General features: G+C 71.7%; 20 protein-coding genes. 7 read left to right on the top strand and 13 right to left on the bottom strand.

Annotated elements, in window-relative coordinates:
* Nucleotides 1–21: 21 nt before the first annotated feature.
* The 3 genes from ACNYC2_RS11975 to ACNYC2_RS11965 form a co-directional block, all read right to left on the bottom strand.
* Nucleotides 22–552, bottom strand: coding sequence for a flavodoxin family protein (locus ACNYC2_RS11975; protein WP_419707239.1), 531 nt, complete (start codon nucleotides 550–552; stop codon nucleotides 22–24).
* 107 nt (nucleotides 553–659) lie between these two features.
* Entirely contained in the window at nucleotides 660–914 is a 255-nt protein-coding gene (locus ACNYC2_RS11970) for a tryptophan 7-halogenase (RefSeq protein WP_419707238.1), read from the bottom strand.
* 106 nt (nucleotides 915–1,020) lie between these two features.
* The gene (locus ACNYC2_RS11965) at nucleotides 1,021–2,790 is read right to left on the bottom strand and encodes an FAD-dependent oxidoreductase (protein WP_419707237.1); all 1,770 of its coding nucleotides are present in this window, start codon (nucleotides 2,788–2,790) and stop codon (nucleotides 1,021–1,023) included.
* A gap of 75 nt (nucleotides 2,791–2,865) precedes the next feature.
* Between ACNYC2_RS11965 and ACNYC2_RS11960 the strand changes: the two genes are divergently transcribed.
* Together ACNYC2_RS11960 and ACNYC2_RS11955 are read left to right on the top strand one after the other, a co-directional pair.
* A complete protein-coding gene (locus ACNYC2_RS11960) occupies nucleotides 2,866–3,030 on the top strand; it encodes a hypothetical protein (RefSeq protein ID WP_419707236.1) in 165 nt (54 codons plus the stop codon).
* An 11-nt stretch (nucleotides 3,031–3,041) separates the two neighbouring features.
* Nucleotides 3,042–3,302: a metal-sensitive transcriptional regulator gene (locus tag ACNYC2_RS11955; RefSeq protein WP_419707235.1), complete on the top strand. Its 261-nt coding sequence runs from the start codon at nucleotides 3,042–3,044 to the stop codon at nucleotides 3,300–3,302.
* A gap of 16 nt (nucleotides 3,303–3,318) precedes the next feature.
* On the opposite strand, the gene ACNYC2_RS11950 is transcribed toward ACNYC2_RS11955, so the two are convergent.
* Together ACNYC2_RS11950 and ACNYC2_RS11945 are read right to left on the bottom strand one after the other, a co-directional pair.
* A complete protein-coding gene (locus ACNYC2_RS11950; protein ID WP_419707234.1) occupies nucleotides 3,319–6,189 on the bottom strand; it encodes a cation-translocating P-type ATPase in 2,871 nt (956 codons plus the stop codon).
* Nucleotides 6,186–6,467 (bottom strand): dsRBD fold-containing protein, encoded by a 282-nt coding sequence (locus tag ACNYC2_RS11945; protein WP_419707233.1) that lies wholly within the window; start codon nucleotides 6,465–6,467, stop codon nucleotides 6,186–6,188. Before ACNYC2_RS11945 ends, ACNYC2_RS11950 begins: the two co-directional genes overlap by 4 nt.
* Before the next feature lie 210 nt (nucleotides 6,468–6,677).
* On the opposite strand from ACNYC2_RS11945, the gene ACNYC2_RS11940 reads away from it, so the two are divergent.
* From ACNYC2_RS11940 to ACNYC2_RS11930, 3 genes are all read left to right on the top strand, one after another.
* Entirely contained in the window at nucleotides 6,678–7,448 is a 771-nt protein-coding gene (locus ACNYC2_RS11940; RefSeq protein ID WP_419707232.1) for an SDR family oxidoreductase, read from the top strand.
* Nucleotides 7,449–7,595: 147 nt separating this feature from the next.
* Nucleotides 7,596–8,177, top strand: coding sequence for a hypothetical protein (locus tag ACNYC2_RS11935; protein ID WP_419707231.1), 582 nt, complete (start codon nucleotides 7,596–7,598; stop codon nucleotides 8,175–8,177).
* A gap of 95 nt (nucleotides 8,178–8,272) precedes the next feature.
* Complete coding sequence (locus ACNYC2_RS11930; RefSeq protein ID WP_419707230.1) at nucleotides 8,273–8,926, top strand: response regulator transcription factor; 654 nt, start codon at nucleotides 8,273–8,275, stop codon at nucleotides 8,924–8,926.
* Between the two features lie 60 nt (nucleotides 8,927–8,986).
* On the opposite strand, the gene ACNYC2_RS11925 is transcribed toward ACNYC2_RS11930, so the two are convergent.
* Nucleotides 8,987–10,669, bottom strand: coding sequence for a GAF domain-containing protein (locus tag ACNYC2_RS11925; RefSeq protein WP_419707229.1), 1,683 nt, complete (start codon nucleotides 10,667–10,669; stop codon nucleotides 8,987–8,989).
* Between the two features lie 139 nt (nucleotides 10,670–10,808).
* On the opposite strand from ACNYC2_RS11925, the gene ACNYC2_RS11920 reads away from it, so the two are divergent.
* Entirely contained in the window at nucleotides 10,809–11,687 is an 879-nt protein-coding gene (locus ACNYC2_RS11920) for a universal stress protein (RefSeq protein WP_419707228.1), read from the top strand.
* A gap of 87 nt (nucleotides 11,688–11,774) precedes the next feature.
* Here ACNYC2_RS11920 and ACNYC2_RS11915 read toward each other — a convergent pair whose 3' ends face one another.
* Nucleotides 11,775–14,264 (bottom strand): phosphoketolase, encoded by a 2,490-nt coding sequence (locus ACNYC2_RS11915; protein WP_419707227.1) that lies wholly within the window; start codon nucleotides 14,262–14,264, stop codon nucleotides 11,775–11,777.
* A gap of 180 nt (nucleotides 14,265–14,444) precedes the next feature.
* Here ACNYC2_RS11915 and ACNYC2_RS11910 point away from each other — a divergent pair, with 180 nt between their 5' ends.
* Complete coding sequence (locus ACNYC2_RS11910) at nucleotides 14,445–15,401, top strand: universal stress protein (RefSeq protein ID WP_419707226.1); 957 nt, start codon at nucleotides 14,445–14,447, stop codon at nucleotides 15,399–15,401.
* A 25-nt stretch (nucleotides 15,402–15,426) separates the two neighbouring features.
* On the opposite strand, the gene ACNYC2_RS11905 is transcribed toward ACNYC2_RS11910, so the two are convergent.
* The 6 genes from ACNYC2_RS11905 to ACNYC2_RS11880 all read right to left on the bottom strand — a co-directional run bounded on the left by ACNYC2_RS11905 (nucleotide 15,427) and on the right by ACNYC2_RS11880 (nucleotide 20,335).
* Complete coding sequence (locus tag ACNYC2_RS11905; RefSeq protein ID WP_419707225.1) at nucleotides 15,427–16,143, bottom strand: helix-turn-helix transcriptional regulator; 717 nt, start codon at nucleotides 16,141–16,143, stop codon at nucleotides 15,427–15,429.
* A 36-nt stretch (nucleotides 16,144–16,179) separates the two neighbouring features.
* Nucleotides 16,180–16,590 carry a nuclear transport factor 2 family protein gene (locus ACNYC2_RS11900; protein ID WP_419707224.1) on the bottom strand — a complete coding sequence of 137 codons (411 nt, stop codon included), beginning with the start codon at nucleotides 16,588–16,590 and terminating at the stop codon, nucleotides 16,180–16,182.
* A gap of 116 nt (nucleotides 16,591–16,706) precedes the next feature.
* A complete protein-coding gene (locus tag ACNYC2_RS11895) occupies nucleotides 16,707–16,940 on the bottom strand; it encodes a hypothetical protein (protein ID WP_419707223.1) in 234 nt (77 codons plus the stop codon).
* Complete coding sequence (locus ACNYC2_RS11890; protein WP_419707222.1) at nucleotides 16,915–18,444, bottom strand: hypothetical protein; 1,530 nt, start codon at nucleotides 18,442–18,444, stop codon at nucleotides 16,915–16,917. Before ACNYC2_RS11890 ends, ACNYC2_RS11895 begins: the two co-directional genes overlap by 26 nt.
* A gap of 23 nt (nucleotides 18,445–18,467) precedes the next feature.
* Complete coding sequence (locus ACNYC2_RS11885) at nucleotides 18,468–18,884, bottom strand: FixH family protein (RefSeq protein ID WP_419707221.1); 417 nt, start codon at nucleotides 18,882–18,884, stop codon at nucleotides 18,468–18,470.
* On the bottom strand, nucleotides 18,881–20,335 hold the full coding sequence (locus ACNYC2_RS11880; RefSeq protein WP_419707220.1) for a hypothetical protein: 1,455 nt from the start codon (nucleotides 20,333–20,335) through the stop codon (nucleotides 18,881–18,883). The genes ACNYC2_RS11885 and ACNYC2_RS11880 overlap by 4 nt, the downstream gene beginning before the upstream one ends.
* Between the last annotated feature and the right edge of the window lie 7 nt (nucleotides 20,336–20,342).

The raw sequence follows: 20,342 nt of genomic DNA, 5'->3' as shown, positions 1-20,342 counted from the left end.
TGCCGGGGCTCGTACCGGGGCTCAGGAGATGTTGCTGGCCCGGCGCGCCACGACCTCGACGCCCAGGTTCCTGCCCCATGCTCGGGCACGGCCGAGCTCCCCGCCGGCGAGGGGCCCGGTCAGGGTCATGACCCGGAAGCTCACGGGAGCGGCGACGAGGGGGTAGCCGAGCCGGTCGAGCCGGCGGCTCGCCGCTCGCGCGGCGGAACCGCTGAGATGCGCGGTCGCTCGTGTGTCGAACGTGGTGGCCTCGGTCCTCGACCCGGCCATCACGCCTGGAAGCCCCCCGAGCCACTCGCGGATGCCGCGGCCACGCGAGATGACGGATGGCGATCGCCCCGCGGCGTCCCGCCGGGTCGACGGCCAGGACATGCTGAGCGCGTGCGTCGGCCCGCCGACGACCAGCAGGGTGACGTCCTGCGGGACCGTGTCGTGCGCCGCACCCACCTCGAGGATGTCGGCATGCATCGACGCCTCGATCCCTTCCGCGACGGCTCGCGCGACAGCCCGGGTGTTCCCGAACATGGACTCGTAGACGATCAGGGCACGCATCGCGGTTTCCTCCGTCGAGATCGGGTCACGTGAAGACGATCTGGCCACCGGCCGCGAGGTCGTAGAACTCCCCGACGGTGATGACGTCCTTGACCTGGCCGATGAAGTCATCCCTGGCGAACCTGCCGGACGCCCGCGCGGTGGTAGCCGACGCCGGCGTGCAGCTGACGGCGGCGCGACCGGACGAGGCCGCCCGCGCCGGCCGGCCGGAAGGGGACGAACAGCAGTCCAGGTTGGTAGACGTGGTCGTCGTCCCGGTCGACGACGGTGATCTCCACGTCGTCGCCGAGCCTGCGCCGCAGCCGGTTGGCCGACAGCGTGCCGCCGGTACCTCCACCCAGGATCACGATGCGCTCTGTCATGCCTCCAGTCTTCGAGGGCCTGGCCCGGGCGTGCAGGGGCATTGGTCCCCCCGGCGCGGGCCGAAGGTCGCCGTCTTCGGCCTGTCGCCGGATCAGCCCTCCGTGATCACACCGTGGCTCGTCGTGCGCTCGACACAGTGGTGCCGGGCTCTTGCGACACCTCGTGGTCGTCGCGCGCGGGTGGCACCTTCGCCCGGACCGCGTCCCGCCAGGTGGCATAACCGCCGTCCAGGTTGCGCACGTCGTAGCCGAGCTGGGTGAGCAGCCGTGCCGCGGTGTGCCCGCGCTGCCCAACCTGGCAGTGCACGACCACGGACACCCCGGACGGGATCTCGGCGTGCGCGCGGGCGCGGAGCTCGTCGAGCGGGATGTTGTGCGCCTGGTGGCGCGCGCCGCCGACGGCGGTCTCGATGGTGGTCTCGATGGTGCCGCGCGCGTGCTCGGCGGCGGTCCGGACGTCCACGAGCGTTGCGCCGCGGCTGACGAGCTCGTCGAGCTCGTGCCACTGGAGGCTGCGGGTCTCGCCGGTGCGGAGGTTGTCCGCGACGTAGCCGAGCATGTTGACCGGGTCCTTGGCGGACCCGTAGGCGGGCGCGTAGGCGAGCTCGAGGTCCGCGAGGTCGGACGCGGTCAGTCCTCCGGCGATGGCGGTGGCCAGCACGTCGACGCGCTTGTCGGCGCCGTCACGGCCGACCGCCTGGGCGCCGAGGATCTGGTCGGTGTCCGGGTCGACCAGAAGCTTGAGCGCCAGCGGGACAGCGCCCGGGTAGTAGCCCGCGTGCTGGCCCGGGTGGGTGTGGATCGCGCGGTAGGGGCGGCCCTCGGCTCGCAGCCGCTTCTCGTTGCGTCCCACCGCGGCAGCCGTCAGGCCGAACACGCCCACCACGGCGGTGCCGATGGACGGTCGCATGCCGGTCCGGCCGAGGATCACGTCCGCGACGTGCCGACCGTGCCGGTTGGCGAGGTTCGCGAGCGGGATGAGCGCGAACGGCTCCGGCTCGCCCTGCACGGCGAACGCGTCACGCTTCACCGCGGCGTCACCGACCGCGAAGACGTCCGGCACCGACGTGCGCAGGTCCTCGTCCACCAGGATGCCGCCGCGCGGGCCTAGGGCGGCGCCGGCCAGGGTCGCCAGCTCCGTGTCGGGCCGGACACCGACCGCGGCCACGACCAGGTCCGCGGACACCTTGCCGGCGGCGGTCCCCGCGGTGTCCGCGAGGACCGCAGTGTCGGGCGTGAGCGCGGAGACCTGCGTGGACGTGCGGACGTCGACGCCGTGCGCCTCGAGCTCGTCGCGGACGCGCACGGCCAGCTCCGGGTCCAGCGGCGGGAGCACCTGGTCGCCGAGCTCGACGAGGGTGACGGTCAGACCGCGGCGGACGAGGTTCTCCACGACCTCGAGGCCGACGAAACCGCCACCGACGACCACGGCCGTGCGCGCGCCGTCCACCGCGGCGACGAGCCGGTCGGCGTCGGCGACGTCACGCAGCACGAGCGCACGCTCGATGCCGGGAACCGGCGGCACGACCGGTCGGGCACCGGGGCTCAGCACGAGGTGGTCGTAGGCCTCGACATACTCGTCACCCGTTCCGACGTCGCGCACGGTCACGGTGTGCGCTGCGGCGTCGACACCTGTCACCTGGCTGCGGACCCGCACGTCGAGGCGGAACAGCGCCGCGAGGGACGCGGGCGTCTGCAGCAGCAGCGCCTCGCGGTCCTCGATGACTCCGCCCGCGTAGTACGGCAGCCCGCAGTTCGCGTACGAGACGTGGTCGCCGGCCTCCAGGACGACGATCTCCGCGTCCTCGGCCAGGCGGCGCAGCCGGGTGGCCGCCGACATTCCCGCGGCCACTCCCCCGACGATGACGATCTTCATGTGGTCCTCCTTGGTTTTGACACGGACAATACCCCAGGGGGTATTCTTCCGGACAACCGAGCGAGGGAGAACACCATGTGCAGGGCTGTGACGTGCAAGACGTGCGGCAGGACGACGTGGGCCGGCTGCGGCCAGCACGTCGACCAGGTGATGGCCGGCGTGCCACGCCGTGACCAGTGCCAGGGGCATGCCGAGGAGCCCGCCAAGGGCTCGTTCCTGTCCCGGATCTTCGGGCGCTGAGGAGGCCGGTCGTGGAACTCGACCCGGACGAGATGCGGAAGGTCTCCAACCGGCTCAAGCGCGCCCAGGGCCAGCTCGCCGCCGTGGTGCGCATGGTGGACGACGGCGCGGACTGTGCGGACGTCGTGATGCAGCTGTCCGCCGTCTCGAAGGCGCTCGACCGCGCGGGCTTCGCCGTCATCTCCTCAGGGCTGAAGCAGTGCCTCGCCGACGAGGAGAACGGCACGGCCGACCTGCAGAAGCTCGAGAAGCTCTTCCTGTCCCTCGCATAGGTGTCGCCCGGTACACCTAGACCACCGCACCGGGGTGCCGCGCCCGCCACAGCAGCTTCCGGAGCTCGTCGAACCAGAGCACCGAGGACGCCATGGCGACCGCGACACCCCAGTGCGCGAGGTCGAGGCTCGCGGTGCCGAAGGCGACCTGGAGGAACGGCACCTGGACGACGGCGACCTGGAGCAGCACGCCCAGCCCGATCGCTCCCCAGAGCCAGCGGCCCGCGAACATCCGGTGGAACGCGCTCGTCGTCTCCGACCGGGAGTTGAGCACGTTGAACAGCTGGGCCAGGACGAGGGTGGTGAAGCCGGCGGTGCGAGCCACGGCGAGCGAGTCGGTCCCCTCGACCAGGCCGCCCGGCAGGAAGATGTCGATGGCCAGCAGGGTGGCGATGCCCATGACGAGGCCGATGCTCAGGACGCCGGTCCACATGCGCGCGTCGATGATGCGCTCGTGCGCTCCGCGCGGCGGCCGGGCCATGACGTCGTCGGTCTCCGGGTCCACGCCCATGGCCAGGGCCGGGCCGGAGTCCGTGACCAGGTTGATCCAGAGGATCTGGGTGGCCAGCAGCGGCACGACGACGGCCTCGCCCCCGGCGGCGCCCTCCAGGCCGACCACCCCGGCGAACAGCACGCCGAGCAGCACGGTGCACACCTCGCCCATGTTCGAGGAGAGCAGGTAGCGCAGGAACTTCTTGATGTTGTCGAAGATGACGCGGCCCTGGCGCACGGCCGCGACGATGGTCGCGAAGTTGTCGTCGCCGAGGATCATCTTCGCCGACTCCTTGGTCACCTCCGTGCCGGTGACGCCCATGGCGACGCCGATGTCGGCGGTCTTCAGAGCGGGCGCGTCGTTGACGCCGTCCCCGGTCATGGCGACCACGTGCCCGTCGGCCTGGAGCGCGTCGACGATCTGCAGCTTGTTCTGCGGCGCCACGCGGGCGTACACCGAGACCGTGCGCGTGGCCTCGCGCAGGCCCGGTCCGTCCAGGCCGTCCAGCTCCGTGCCGGTGACGGCTCGGGCCCCGCGCTCGACGATGCCCAGGTCGGTCGCGATCCGGATGGCGGTGACCGGGTGGTCGCCGGTGATCATCATGACGCGGATGCCTGCCCGGTGGGCCTCCGCGACCGCAGCCGTGACCTCGGACCGAGGTGGGTCGATGATGCCCACCACCCCGAGGTAGACCAGGTCGGACTCGTGCTCCTCCAGATGCTCGGGCACGAGGCCCTCCGCGACCCGGCGGTAGGCGACCCCGAGAGTGCGGTAGGCCCGGTCCGACAGCCGCTCGACCGCGTCGAGCGCCATTCCACGCCGCTCGTCGTCGAGCGGGACGGTCTCCTCGCCCACCTGCACGGCGGTGCAGCGTCCGAGCAGCACGTCGGGGGCGCCCTTGGTGACCAGCGCCCATGCGCCGTCGCCCGGCGGGTCCACCAGTGCCGACATCAGCTTGCGCTCGGACGTGAACGGGACCTCGCCATGGCGCTCGAAGGCGGCCACGCGGTCCACCGTGCCGGCGAGCTTGTGCGCGGCGACGAGGAACGCCGCCTCGGTGGGGTCGCCCTGCACCGTCCATTCGCCGTCGGCCTCGACGAGCTGGGCGTCGTTGGCGAGCGAGCCGCCGCCCAGCACCATGGTCACCTCCCGCAGCAGCCGTTCGTCCGTGAGCGGCCCCCCTTCGGCGTCCGGGCCGGTGCGGACCTCGCCGTCGGGCCGGTAGCCCACGCCGGTCAGAGTGACCTCGCCGGAGGCGGTGACGACCCGCTGGATGGTCATCTCGTTCCTGGTCAGGGTGCCGGTCTTGTCCGACGCGATGACGGAGGCCGAGCCCAGCGTCTCCGCGGAGTGCAGCTTCTTCACGACGGCGTTCCGGCGGGCCATCGTCTGCACGCCGACCGCCAGGACCACCGAGAGGATGGCGGGCAGCCCCTCGGGAACGGCGGCCACGGCGAGCGACACGCCGAGCAGGAGGACGGTGACGAGATCTTCCGCCGTGCGGACGTCGTTGACCAGTGCGGCGACGACCATCACGACGACGGCGATGCCGATCACCGTGAGGCCGAGCACCTTGCTCACCCGGGAGATCTCCCGCTGCAGCGGCGTGGTCTCCTCCTCGGTGGCGTCGAGGAGCCGCGCGATCGCGCCCATCTGCGTGCTCATGCCGGTGGCCACCACGACGGCTGTACCGACGCCCTGCGCGACGGCGGTGCCCTTGTGGACCATGTCGAACCGGTCGCCCAGCGGAGCGGGGGCCGGCAGGACCTTCGCGTCCTTGAGGACCGCCTCGGACTCGCCGGTCAGCGAAGCTTCCTGGACCCGCAGGGCGGTCGCGCTCACGAGGCGCGCATCGGCGCCGACGGCGTCGCCCTCGGCCAGCACGAGCACGTCCCCGCGGACCAGATCGGCCGACCGCACGGTGATCCGGCGGCCACCCCGGAGCACCGTCGACGTCGCCTCGGTCATCGACCGCAGCGCGGCGACGGCGTTCTCCGCCTTGCTCTCCTGGACCAGCCCGAGCACCGCGTTGAGCACGACGATCACGGCGATCACCACCGCGTCGACGGGCACGCCGTCGGCGCCCTCGACCCACCAGACGGTGACCGAGATCGCCACGGCGACCAGCAGCAGGGCTACCAGCGGGTCGCGGAACTGCTCGAGGACCTTGCGCCAGAGCGGCACGGGTGGCCTGGACCGCAGCTCGTTCGGCCCGTCGGCGGCCAGCCGGCGCGCGGCCTCGGCGTCGTCCAGCCCGACGGCGGGATCGACGCCGAGGTCGCGAGCGACGTCGTCCGCCTCCCGCAGCGACGGATCGGACGGATCCGAGGGATCCGAGTCCGTCGACGAGACGGACGACGGGCGGCCGGGCCGGGGCGCCGTACCCGAGGTCACAGGTGCAGCCGGACCGGGTGGTGCTCGATCTGCGCGATGTCGTCCGACGTCGCCCGCAGCAGCCGGTCGGCCAGGTCCCGCAGAGCGCGCGCGGCGGCCAGCTCCTCGCCGATCTCCCGGACCTGCGGGTCGTCCGGGTTGCGCCGGGCCCGCCCGTGGCCTTCGAGCGACGTCCCGCTGGACGTGGTCAGCACGGCGTGCGCGGCGGTGAGAGTGCCGTCCCGCTCGACGTCGTCCGCGTCGAACAGGCGGATGGCGACTTTCCAGGTGTGGGTCATGGCAGGGCTCCTGTCGGTCGGTCCCCCTCTCGGTGCGGGAGGGCGAGCGTGCTCCCAGCGTTGCGCGCGCGTGCGCGCGCACACCAGGGACCAACGACCCGAGGCATCGGGACCGACGGCACAGGACGGTGCCGGAACCGGCTGCCTAGCGTGAGAACCGCCCCGATGAGCTGCCGGGATCGGCACGACCCACGACACGGAGGAACCACCATGCGCACCATCGTCGTCACCGGCTCGGCCTCGGGAATCGGCCGCGCGACCCTGCGGCTGCTCGAACAGCGAGGCGACCGGGCCATCGGCGTCGACCTCCACGACGCGGAGATCAAGGCCGACCTGCGCACCCCGGACGGCCGGGCCACGATGGTCGAGGCGCTGCGAGCACGCCGGGACCACATCGACGGCGTCGTCGCCAACGCCGGCGTCGCGCACCAGACCCCGGACGACGTCGCGGTCAACTTCTTCGGCACGGTCGCGACGCTGGAGGGGCTGCAGCCCCTGCTCGCCGGCTCGCGAGCCCCTCGTGCGGTCGCGACGGCGTCGATGGCCGGCCTCATGCCGTCGGACGCCGAGCTGGTGGACCTGTGCCTGGCCGGCGACGAGGCCGGTGCGCTGGAGCGCGCCGCCAAGCTGGTCGAGGCGCGGCAGAACGACCTGATCTACGCCAGCAGCAAGGTAGCCCTGTGCCGTTGGCTGCGCCGCGCGGCTCCCGGGAAGGACTGGGCAGGCGCGGGGATCCCGCTCAACGCCATCGCGCCGGGAGTCGTGGAGACGCCCATGGTCGCGGGCATGATCGGCACGGAGATCCAGCGCGCGGCCATGTCCGCCCTGGTGCCGATGCCCCTGAACGGCTTCATGCGGCCCGAGGTCCCCGCACACCTCCTGGCCTGGCTCGTCAGCGAGAAGAACTCGCACCTGTGCGGCCAGGTCGTCTTCGTCGACGGCGGGTCCGACGCCGTCATCCGCGGCGACTCCACCTGGTAGACGCCGCCCAGGGCCATCGTCCCGTCCCGGCGCGGGACCAAGGTCCCACCGACAGGAGCCAGGTGGCCCTGCACCCGACCACACGGTCCGCGGGACGGTGGTACCAGGCAGCCGGAACCGTTCCGGCGCAGCCCCAGGAGGAAGATCATGAGCTCCATCAGCCATCACTCCGCACCGTTGGCGCACGGGCCGGTTGCGCGTGAGCGTGCCGCGTCCGCCGACACGGCCGCCACTACCGTCACGAGCACGGCAGTCGCCCGGTACAGCTTCGCGGGCGTCCGGCTGCTCCTCGCCGTCGAGTTCCTCTGGGCGTTCGGCGACAAGCTGTTCGGCTGGGGCCTGGGCACGCCCACCGAGCGCGCCTGGATCAACGGCGGCTCCCCGACCGAGGGCTTCCTCGGCGGCGTCGAGGGCCCGTTCGCCGGGTTCTTCGGAGCTCTGGCCGGCAACCCGGTCATCGACTGGCTGTTCATGCTCGGCCTGCTCGGCATCGGCCTCGCCCTCGCGCTCGGCATCGGGATGCGGATCGCGGCCGGCGCGGGTGCGCTGCTCATGCTCCTGATGTGGATGGCCTCGCTGCCGCTGGAGAACAACCCCTTCGTGGACTACCACCTGGTCGACGCGGTCCTGCTGATCGGGCTCGCCGCCTTCCTCGCCGGCGACACGCTCGGCCTCGGCAAGCAGTGGGCACGGCTGCCGCTGGTCCAGCGGTTCCCCGTCCTGCGATGACACAGCAATCCGCAGTGCCCGTCTCCGCGGTGCCCGTCCCGGAAGGACCCGGGACGGGCACCGCCATGGCAGAGCGCACCGCTACCGTAGGCCGCATGGACGTACGCGTGTTCCTCGTCGATGACCACGAAGTCGTGCGCCGCGGCGTCGCGGACCTGCTGGAGTCCGAGCCCGGGGTGACCGTCGTGGGTGAGGCGGGCTCGGCCCGCGAAGCGCTCGACCGGATCCCCGCGCTGGCCCCCGACGTCGTCGTCCTGGACGTGCGGCTGCCCGACGGCGACGGCGTCACCGTCTGCCGCGAGCTGCGCTCCCGCATGCCGGACCTGGCCTGCCTCATGCTCACCTCGTTCTCCGACGACGAAGCCCTCTACGACGCCATCCTCGCCGGAGCCGCCGGCTATGTCCTCAAGCAGGTCCGCGGCACCGACCTCGTCCAGGCCGTGCTGACCGTCGCCTCCGGCGGGTCCATGCTCGACCCACGGGCGGCGGCCCGCGTCATGGAACGCATCCGCGCGGGAGCCCACCACGAGCCCGACCCGCTCTCCGGCCTGACCGACCAGGAACGCCGCATCCTCGGCCTGATCGGGCACGGCCTGACCAACCGGCAGATCGGGGCCGAGCTGTTCCTCGCCGAGAAGACGGTCAAGAACTACGTCTCCAGCATCTTCACCAAGCTCGGCCTCGAACGGCGGGCACAGGCCGCCGTCCTCGCCGACCGCCTCGAGCAGGACGAGCGCCGGCAACACTGACGACACCGCCTCGGATATCCCTGACGGTGCCGGGGACGGCGCTCGAGTCAGATTCCCGAGTCAGATTCCCGAGTCGGGTTCCAGGGAGTCGTCGGTGGGCAGCGGCACGCGCCACACCAGACGTGTCCCGGCCCGGTCCGCACTCGGGTCCACGGGCTCGACGGCGAACGACCCGCCGAGCTCGTCCGCACGGTGCGCCAGGTTGCGCAGCCCGCTGCGTGCGGCCGTCGGTGGGATGCCCGCGCCGTCGTCGCTCACCACGAGCACAAGGTCGTCGGCCGCGGCCAGCCGGACCTCCACCCGGGAGGCGGACGCGTGCCGGGCTACGTTCGACAGCGCCTCACGCACCACCGCGACGACGTGGTGGGCGACGTCCGGCGGCACCAGGGTGTCCACGGGGCCCTCGAAGCGCAGCCGTGGCGCGAACCCGAGCGACACCGCGGCGGCGTCGACCTCCGTGATCACCTGGGAGCGCACGCCGATCCGCCGGGCGTCGGCACCCCCGGACCGCTCACCCGGCTGCAGCCGGTAGATCGTGGTCCGCACCAGGGCGATCGTCTCGTCGACCTCGTCGACCGCCGTCGTCAGCTGCGCGGCCACCTCCGGCGGCGCGGTACGTGCCACCCGCTGCAGCGAGAGACCGGTCGCGTAGAGCCGTTGGATCGCCAGGTCGTGCAGGTCCCGTGCGATCCGCTCGCGGTCACGCAGCAGGGCGAGCCGTTCGGCGTCCGCCCGTCCCTCCGCCAGCTCCATGGCGACGGCGGCCTGCGCCGCGAAGGCACCCAGCGCCTCCACCACCACCGACGAGAACGGCTGCCTGCCCTGCACGCGCGCCGCGGCAAGGACACCACGGACGCGACCGTGCTCGCCGAGCGGCCACACCGCCAGGGGGCCGAGCTCCACCGGCAGGTCCAGCGCGAACTCGGCGCGCTCGTCCTTCGAGGCGTCGTCGGTGACCATCGGCACCCCGGTGCGGAGCGTGAGCGCGGCGAACGTCCCGTCGGCCGACAGGACCGAACCCACCCGGTCCTCCGCCCCCAGCCCCGAGGCCGTGTGCAGCACCAGACGACCGGTGTCCGGGTCCGGTACGGAGACGGCGGTCAGGTCGGCGTTGGCGACCTCCCGTGCCTGGCTGCCGATGAGCTTCAGGACGTCGTCGGGCGATGCCCCGGCCAGGACCTGGCGGGAGATCCGGTCGTTGGCGCGCGCCCAGCGTTCACGCAGCTGTGCGACGTCGTACAGCCGCGCGTTCTCGATGGCCACGCTCGCAGCCGAGGCGAGCGCTTCCAGCACCCGCTCGTCCTCGGCCGTGAAGTCTCCCCCGTCGCGCTTGTCCGTGAGGTAGAGGTTGCCGAACGGCGCACTGTGCACCCGCAGCGGCATCCCCGCGAAGGTGTGCATCGGTGGGTGGTGGGCGGGGAAACCGACCGAGACGGGATGGGCGGACAGGTCGTGCAGGCGCAGCGGCACGGGGTGGCGGATCAGCTCGCCCAGCACACCGTGTCCCGTGGGGTAGGGGCCGATCGCGGCGATCTGCTCGTCGGACATGCCGACGGTCAGGAACCGGGCGATCCGGCCGTCGTCACCCAGCACGCCCAGCGCCCCGTACCGCGCATCGACGAGCTCGATCGCGGTCTCGACGATGTGGTGCAGCACCGTCTCCAGGTCCAGGCCGCGGCTGACCGTGACGACCGCTTCCAGCAGCAGGTCGGTGCGGTCACGCGGGGTGTTCGTCCGATCCATCGGTGCCTCCCGGGGTCACGGTAGCGCGCGCGAGCCGGGGCGAGCCTCCGGGGACCTTTGTCCCGCTCCCTCAGGCCTCCGGTCCCTGTCGGACGTCGCCGCCCTGCTGGTGTGCTGGAGCGGACGAAGGAGGACGATCATGAGCATCACCTGGTACGACGGCGTCGTCGTCGGGGTCGACGGATCAGCCGAGAGCCTGGCCGCCCTGGAGTGGGCCGCACGCGCCGCCCGCCTGCACGACACGCACCTCACCGCCGTGGTTACCTACGACGTGCCGGTCGCCCAGGACCCGGGGATCGGCGGACTGATCGGCGAGCTGCGGGACCAGGCCCGTCGGGCGGCCGAGGCGGCGCGCGGCTGGCTCGCCGAGCGGCACCCGGAGCAGGACGCCGAGGTGGTCATCATGGCCGGCGACGCCGCCTACGAGCTGAGCCGGCGGTCCAGGACCTGCGGTCTGGTCGTGGTCGGACGCCGCAGCCTCGGGAAGTTCGACCGCATGGTGCTCGGCTCGACCTCCTCCGCCCTGGCGGCGATCGCTCCGGGAGCCGTCGCCGTGGTCCCGGCCGGCGCGACCACCGGGGACCCGAGGCGGATCCGCGTGGGCGTGGACCGCGACGACGAACCGGACGTGCTGGGCGCCGCGTTCGCCGAGGCCGCCGCACGTGACTGCACCCTGGAAGTCCTGCACGTGACGGACACCGACGCGGTCTCGGCGGCTCTCCCGGAGTTGGACCCCGTCGCCGCTTCGTGGCGCGAGGCGGCCAAGGCCGACCTGGCCGACCGGGTGGCGCGCTGGTCGGAGAAGTACCCGCAGGTCACCTGCACGATCGTGATGCGTCGCGGGGACCCTGCCTCGGTGCTGCGGTACGGGCTCACCCCGGAAGACCTGGTCGTCGTGGGCGGACGCCGGCACCAGCCGCTGATGGGCCGCATCCTGCGCAGCATTCCCGACGCCCTGCTCCGCTCTGCGCCGTGCCCGGTCGTGGTCGTGCACGCACACCACGGTGCGAACCGATGATCCCGGCGAACGCGGGGAGAGGGTTCCGATGACCGGGACGGCGCAGCAGAGCTCCCTTCCCGCCGCCGCGATCATGACAGCCTGTCGCTACTCGTTGTCTCCGCCGGTGCCGAGTGTCGCGTCGACCTGGCCGCTGTCTGCCAGGTCCTGGGCGTCGGGCCAGACCCAGTCGCGTACCTCGGGGATGTCGTCGCCGTGCTCGCGGGTCCAGGCACGCGCACGAAGCCGCGCGTCCTGCATGCGCTGACGTAACCGGGCCTGGGCGCTGCCGAGCGAGGGAACCCGGTCGATGACATCGATCACAAGGTGGTACCGGTCCAGGTCGTTGAGCATGACCATGTCGAACGGCGTCGTCGTGGTGCCCTCCTCCTTGTACCCCCGCACGTGGATGTTCGGGTGGCCCGCACGCCGGTAGGTCAGGCGGTGGATGAGCCAGGGGTAGCCGTGGTAGGCGAAGATGATCGGCCCGTCGCTCGTGAACAGGCCGTCGAACTCCGGATCCGTGAGGCCGTGCGGGTGCTCCGTGGCGTCCTGCAGCCGCATCAGGTCGACGACGTTGATCACGCGAACCTTGAGGTCGGGCAGCTCGCGGCGCAGGATGCCGGCAGCGGCGAGCACCTCCAGCGTAGGCACGTCGCCTGCCGCCGCGAGCACCACGTCCGGCTTCTCGCCCGGTACCTCCGTGCCCGCCCACTCCCAGATCCCCAGACCGCGGGAGCAGTGCTCGACGGCCTGCTCCATGGTGAGGAAGTTGGGGGCGGGCTGCTTGCCCGCGACCACGACGTTGACGTACTGGCGGCTGCGCAGGCAGTGGTCGTACGTGCTGAGCAGGGTGTTGGCGTCCGGCGGGAGGTAGACCCGGACGATCTCGGCCTTCTTGTTCACGACGTGGTCGATGAACCCGGGGTCCTGGTGGCTGAACCCGTTGTGGTCCTGTCGCCACACGTGGCTGGAGAGCAGGTAGTTCAGGGACGCGATCGGTCGCCGCCAGGGGATGTCGTTGGTGACCTTGAGCCACTTCGCGTGCTGGTTGAACATCGAGTCGATGATGTGGATGAACGCCTCGTAGCTCGTGAACAGCCCGTGCCGGCCCGTGAGGAGGTAGCCCTCCAGCCAGCCCTGGCACTGGTGCTCGCTGAGCATCTCCATGACCCGGCCGGCCCGGGCCAGGTGCTCGTCGACGTCCTCGCCGAGGAAGTCGGCGTTCCACTGCTTGTCCGTGACCTCGAACACCGCCTGCAGGCGGTTGGACGCCGTCTCGTCGGGACCGAAGATGCGGAAGTTGGTCGGGTTGAGGCGGGTGACGTCGGTGAGCCACTGGCCGAGGACACGTGGTGCCTCCGAGACCGAGCCTCCCGGCGTGGGCACGTCGACCGCGTAGTCGTGGAAGTCCGGTAGGCGCAGGTCCTTGAGCAGCAGCCCGCCGTTCGCGTGCGGGGTCGCGCTCATCCGCAGCTCGCCCTCCGGGGCCAGGGCGGCGATCTCGGGCAGCACGCGGCCGTCCTCGTCGAACAGCTCCTCCGGACGGTACGACCTCAGCCATTGCTCGAGCACGCGCAGGTGCTCGTCGGTGTCGCGGGCGTTCGCCAGCGGCACCTGGTGGGCACGCCACGACCCGGTCGTCTTCTTGCCGTCGATCTCCGCCGGGCCGCTCCACCCCTTCGGCGTGCGGAACACGATCATCGGCCACGCCGGACGACTCAGGTCGCCCTGCGCTGCACGGGCCTTGATCCCGGCGATCTCGTCCAGCACCTCGTCCAGCAGTGTGGCGAACCGTGCGTGGAACTCGGCGGGCGACTCCTGCGAACCGTCTTCAACGGTGAAGAAGTACGGCCTGTGCCCGTACCCGACCATCAAGTCGCGCAGCTCGTCCTGCGGGATCCGTGCCAGGACGGTCGGGTTGGCGATCTTGTACCCGTTGAGATGCAGGATCGGCAGCACGACACCGTCCTGCGCCGGGTTGACGAACTTGTTCGAGTGCCAGGACGTCGCCAGCGGCCCGGTCTCCGCCTCGCCGTCCCCGACCACCGCCGCGACCAGCAGGTCGGGGTTGTCGAACGCGGCGCCGTAGGCGTGGCTGAGCGCGTAGCCCAGCTCACCGCCCTCATGGATCGAACCCGGTGTCTCCGGTGCGACGTGGCTCGGGATCCCGCCCGGGAACGAGAACTGCCGGAACAGGCGCTTGACGCCCTCCGTGTCCTGCGTGATGTCGCTGTAGACCTCGGAGTAGGTTCCGTCCAGGTACGCGGAGGCGACCAGGCCCGGCCCGCCGTGGCCCGGTCCGGTCACGTACACGGTCTGCTGCTGCCGTTCCTTGATCGCCCGGTTCAGGTGCGCGTACAGAAAGTTCAGGCCCGGTGTCGTGCCCCAGTGGCCCAGCAGGCGCGGCTTGACGTGGTCCCGGGTCAGCGGCTCACGCAGGAGCGGGTTGTCGAGCAGGTAGATCTGCCCGACCGAGAGAAAGTTCGCCGCCCGCCACCACGCATCGAGGCGCTCCAGCTCGGCGGGCTCCAGCTCGGTCACGCCGGTGGCGCGCCACGTGGCGACCGTGGAGTCGGGGACAGTGGTTGTCGTCATCGCGGCTGCTCCTGTTTGCGAGTTACGTGCGGGATCCGTGCCGGCTGAGATCTGCTTGATGCGGGACGTGATGAGGCGGCCGCCTGCGGGAACCGGCAGCAGGTCCAACCTCGCTCCGAAGGCCCGACCTGGGAAAGGGACGAAAGTCCCCCAGCGCGGCGGAGAACGTCCCGTCGATCCGTGACCCTCGACCCTGCCGACGACGGCTCACCCCGGGCACTCTCGAAGAAAACATCGGGGCAGATCGAGGCAAAAGGACGGTTCGTCATGGGTACCACGCAAAGATCGGCACCTACCGTCGCCGTCGCCGTCGACGGGAGCGGACAAGGTCTGGGAGCGCTACGGTTCGCGATCGACGAGGCCCGCGCCCGAGGCACCGGTGTGCGGATGGTCCATGTCCTGGACCGCGACGACACCGGTCAGATCATGGACCCGTACATGACGGAGGCCTGCGTCGCCGCGCCTGACGTCGAGTTCGACTGGCGTTTCGGGCGCGGCCCGCTGGCGGACGAGCTGGTCGCGGCCGCCGGTGCCGGCGACCTGCTGGTCCTGGGGCAGACGACACCGTGGAGCCCCGAGCGGCCCGGCGTCAGCGCTGTGATCACGGAGGTCGCCGCGCACACGGCGGCTGCCCTGGTGGTGGTTCCCGCCGACTGGCGAGCCCGGCACCATCACCGCATCGTCGTGGGGGTCAAGTCGTGCGCAAACGCCGGCGGTCTGCTGGCGCGTGCGTTCGCGGAGGCCTCCGCGCGAGGCGCGGCCCTGGAGATCGTCCATGCGTGCGACACCGCGGATCGCGCCGCCGTCGCCCGGGTCGATGCTCGCCGAGGCGACCGGCACAGGTCCGAGGGCAGGACGCTGGACGCGCTCGTGCGCGACTGGTCCGACGTCTTTCCCGGCGTCGCGGTGGAGACGTCGTTCACCCACGGACAGCCGGCGCGCGTCCTGATCGACGCCGCGACCGACGCGGACCTCCTGATGATCGCCCGGCACCAGCGGCACCTGGCCCGCCTCGGGCCGACGCCGCGGGCAGTCCTCGGGGCCTCGGACATCCCGGTCGAGGTGGTCCCGCTGACCGGCGCTCCGACCCCGGCACCGCTCGTGCTCACACGTTCGGGCACGATCCTGAAGAACTGATGGCAGGTTTGTGCTCTCGCACGGTTCAGGTGAGACGGCGCGTCGGCCATCGTGCGAGATCCGCCTCGAGCAGAGCCGGGTCCCGCCGCGGCGGGACCTCGTCGAGGATCTCCAGCCGCATGATCCGCTCGATGCGGAACCCACGGATCGCATCACGGAGCCGGCACCAGCCGGTGAGCAGCCACGTGTCAGCAGCGCGGAGCAGACCCATGGTCTCGACCTCTCGGACAGTCGTGACGGAGTCGTCCGGGCTGCCGTCGGCGCTCTCACCCAGGTACGTGAGTCGCACCACGCGGCGTGCGGCGATCGCGTCGGAGAGCATCCCGAGCGGCACGGTGCCGTCCGCCGGGGGGACGGCGTCGATGACGTGCATCGTCCCGAGCAGCTCCTGCACGGGCGCGCGATGCGCCTCGTCCATCACCGCAGCGATCTTGGCGCGTGCGCGGCGGGCAGCTCCCTGGTAGGGCGACGACTCGAGGAGTGCGAGCCCGGCGAGCACCGCCAGGGACTCGGGAGCGGTGAGATTGAGCGGCGGCAAGGAGTACTCCCGAAGGATCGAGTAGCCACCCGCCGCCCCGTGATCCGCGTAGATGGGGACCCCGGCAAGTTGTAGCGAACCGATGTCACGCTCGATGGTGCGCGAGGAGACCCCGAACTCCTGGGCGAGCCGAGCGGCAGACCACGGGCGACGTGCTCCGCGGAGGAGGTCGACCAGTGCGTACTGTCGCTCGGCTCGCTTCACGCCCTCATTTTCTCAGAGGCGTCCGGGTGCGGCGTGTCAGGTTCGCATGCTCCGCTGTCCGCCGACCGACCAGACCCTGCGGATCCTGCCGTCCTCATCGAAGTCGAACACATCGACGCCGCCGGCCTGGTGCCCGTCCATGTCGACGTCCCACAGCAGCCGGCCATGGGCACCGTCGATGGCATCGTCGATCTTGGTGAAGGCGACCCCCGGGTTCTGCTCGTGCCACCAGTCGAGGTACTTCGCGAAGCCATCGGCGCTGCGGATCTCGTCGGCGGGGGTCGACCCGTCGCGCTCGGTCACGGCGAAGTGGATGCGGAAGTCATCGGCACAGATCTGTCGTGCGATGCTGCCGTCGGAGTTCCACATCGTCAGCCATACATCGAGTGCATGCCGGGCGACGGACCTGGTCGGAGTGGTGGTCGTGGTGTTCGCGTCTTCGCTCATGCGTTCACTGTGGTCCGTCGCCGCGACAGCTGTATGTCGGTGTTCCCGGTACCGCGGTGCAGGTCCTCGCGGCGCACGTCCGGTGTTCGAAGCCGTCCCAGATCCGCAGCGCCATCTCAGAGGGCGGCGAGCTCCTCCCGAGGGATCCGGTTGCGGCGCCAGGCGATCGTGAGGACGGCGAAGAGCACGACCAGTGGGAGTCCCGCGACCGACCAGCTCAGGGCAAGCGGAGGGCCGGGCTGGGTGAGGACGGGAATACCGTTCAGCTCGCCTTCGCCTCGCCCGGCCGGGCCGTCCACGGTGAAGCGGAAGGTCCACGGCCCGTCAGCGGGGAGCGCCTTGATGTCCATACCCCAGACGTCGAGCTTGCGGGGGTGGCGGGCGAGGTCCCAGCGCTCTGCTGCGGAACGGTCGGGCAGGAATGCGTCCACGGTGCCGGACATGCCCTCCTGCCCGCCGTCGACGGCAAAAGGTGAAGTCGAGCGACTGCATGGCGCGGATCGGCCAACGGCTGAAACCGACGGTGATGCGGTACGGACCCGCCTCGACCCGCTCGGTGTGCACGATGGTGACCGGCTCGAAGGCCGACGCGGGCGCGGCGTTCGTGAGCAGGAGGGCGGCGAGCACGAGCAGGGTGCTCAGGATGCGGCTCATGCGGTGGCTCCTTGTATGCCTGTGTGAGGTATGCCTGCGTGAGTTCCGGGTACGTCTGTCCCGGTTCCTGCTGCGGGCGCCGCCTGGCGGTCGAGCATGCGCAGCATCAGCCCGAGGCGCCAGCCCGCCGTACCGCCAAGGGCTCCGAACGCGGCGGACACCAGAGCGACGGGCGCGAGGTAGAGGACGGTGCCCGAGAGCCCGGGGAGCGGGACGCTGTTGAGCAGCGCAGCCTGCAGCGGAACGAGCACGGCGAGAACCGCGGACGCCACGGCCCCCCCAGAGCGGCATGACGACGCGGGCCGACCACCGTCGCGAACGACCGAGCGCTCGGGCGCCCTCGAGGATCAGCGCCGCGACGACGACGCTCACCGGGATCCAGCTGGGCACGATCGGCACCGGCGCCACGAAGTCGCGCATCGGCAGCCCCACCGAGTCCGCATAGGCGTGGGTCGCCCAGGGCGTGAACAGCCACAGGACTACCTGCAGCGCGGCCACCGCCACCGAGACCAGCAGGGCGGCGCCGGTCCGCTGGAAGAGTGCCATCGCCATGACCAGCAGCAGCGCCGTCAGGCCAGCTACGCACACGGTGATCCAGTCGATCACTCCGGGGACCTGCTGGAACACGTCGGAGACGACCGGGATGAAGGTCACCATCATGCCCAGGGAGGCAACGACCCCGATGCGGCCCCAGCGCTCGTGCCGCGCCGCGGCGAAGACCATCGTCGCGCCGACGATCGTCGTGACGTTGCCGAGCAGCAGGCCGACGTGCGGCGGTGAGTTGAGCACGGCATCGAAGCCGTACAGGCCGTGCCACCACTGGTCCCACAGCCCGTAGAGCAGGAACACCGCCGCGGCCGACCCGGTGACCAGGTAGGCGACGGGCGCGAGGAACGCACCGCCGAACACCCTGACGGAACCTCCCCCGACCCCCGCGTCCACCGGTCGCCCCGAGCGCTGCGCCGCGGTGGTGCGCAGCACCACGGTCAGCGCGGTCAGGCCGCACAGGGCGCTACCGGTGTACAGGAACAGGTGCGGCAAGGTGAAGAACGTGTCGGGTCCGACGTCGTTGTGCCACTGGATGTCCCAGCTCCAGCCGAACAGGGACAACAACGCCCCGGCGAGCACGGCCCCCGCGGGTAACAGTCTTGCGGTCGTGGCGCGTGGTCGCGCCGTCGGTTCCTCGGAGCTCTGATTCATCGCGTTCCTTCTCTCCTCCGGTCTCATCCGTCGACGACCAGCGGGAACGTGACCCGCTGTGCGCCGTGACCGTCGTCGACGACGACGGTCAGCTCCCAGGTGCCCGACATGTCGAAGCGCACCTCGGCGCGATACGTGCCTGATCCATCGCTGCCCAGGAGGGGCTCGGCGGTGATCGGCGGGTAGGCGTGACCCATCTGCGTCATGGCAGGTTCCAGGCGGACCCGGGTCACATCGGCTGCTCCGCCCACCTCGATACGCACCTCGCTGGTACCGACGGCGGCCGGGTCGACGACCACCCGGACAGCGTGCCGGGCCGTGTCGGCCTCTAGCACGACCGGCTCGCTAGGAGCGCTGGCGGGCACGAGCAACAGGCCGGCCCCCAGAAGAACGGCCGCGACCGCTGTCGTCGCGAGGATCAGCCGCGTACGAGTCGTCACCGCCCACTCACCGGACCCGCGGCGATGTCCACCGTGACAGGCACTGTCAGCAGCCGGTAGTCGCGTTGGGCCTGGACCCACACCCGGTAGCGCCCGGGCAGCGGGAACGTATGGGTGAACGACGCCTCGGGTCCGTACGTCCCCACCGTCTCGTCGGGCTGCCCCGCGTCCGAGCCTCCCGCCGCCGAACCCTGCGCCCGCGGGGGCATCGCATGCACGTGTGCCCACGTCGGAGCACGCTCGACTGCCTTCGTGGACTCGCTGCCCGCCAGGGGTCCGACCGCGATCAGGTGGCCCACCATGCCCAGCCAGGGCTGCAGGTCCGCCTGGTCGCCGAACCGCGCGACGATCGTGGTCGGCTCCCCGGACCGGGCGCCGGTGACCGAGACGTGGACCGATGTGCCGGCGGCGTCCCGGACACCGGGGCCGGCGGGTCGGTGTCCCGGACCCAGGTCCGTCCCCGCGATGTCGAAGCCGATCGGTGACCGCAGCAGCTGCACTCCCCCGCCGCGCCGCACCACCTCCGCCGCGAGCGCGTAGTGGCCCGGCTCGGGATCGGCCAGGCGCACCCGGTACTCCCCCGGCGCGACCCGGACCGGGTGCAGGTGGCGCAGGGTCATGGACGGTGTGACCACGAGCAGATGCACGAACGCGCTGTCGTGGACGAGGAGGTCGTCGACCGGGCGCCCGCTGCTGCCGTCCGTCAGGAACAGCGCGACCTCCGCGGGACCGCCGGCTGCCGCCTCGGAGTGCACCACCATGGTCACCGGCGGGCGCGATGCCTGCCCAGGCGCGGGGTGCGGTACCGAGTAGGGGTCGAGCACCGTCTCGACCGTCGCATCGATGTCCTGACCGGCCACCGGGGGCGCGGGAGTCGACGCCGAGAGCACTGCCGCGCAGATCGCGACTGCCAGCGCCGCGACGACCCCGCACGCCGGTACGGCGACGAGCCAGCTCTGCCGCGCCGTCGCGGCGGCCACCAGCGCGGCGGCGAGCAGCAGTCCGGCCGCGGCGAACCCGGCGTATGCCATCTTCTCCGCCGGTGACATCACAGCGACCGGCACCACGAACGGGATCGACGCGACCGTCGAGCCGTCGTCGACGAGGAGCTCCTGCGGTCCCGGCTGCTGCACCCGCAACGTGCCACCGTACGTGCCGGGCGTCGAGCCCAGCCGCACCGTGGCCTCGCTCGCGCTTGCCGCGTGGCCGGTCGACGGCGTCGTGCTCGCCCCCGTCGGCGACAACCGCAGACGTAGCTGCCCGGGCGGACTTCCCACGTGCGTCACCACGTCGACCCGCAGCGGGCCTGGCACCGCGTCGACCCGACGCAGGACCACGGTCAGCTCGCGATCTCCGAGGCTCTGCGCGACATGCAGGTCGGCACCCGGCGCCGGGCCGTCGGCCGAGGCGATAGGTGCGTTCGAGAGGAGCACGGCAGTCACGAGGAGCAAGACCCCG

This window comes from Promicromonospora sp. NFX87, assembly GCF_048564965.1.
In the GTDB taxonomy this organism is placed as follows: Bacteria; Actinomycetota; Actinomycetes; order Actinomycetales; family Cellulomonadaceae; genus Promicromonospora.
Note: the sequence above shows the minus strand (reverse complement) of the source record. Positions and strands in the feature narration are given on the sequence as shown.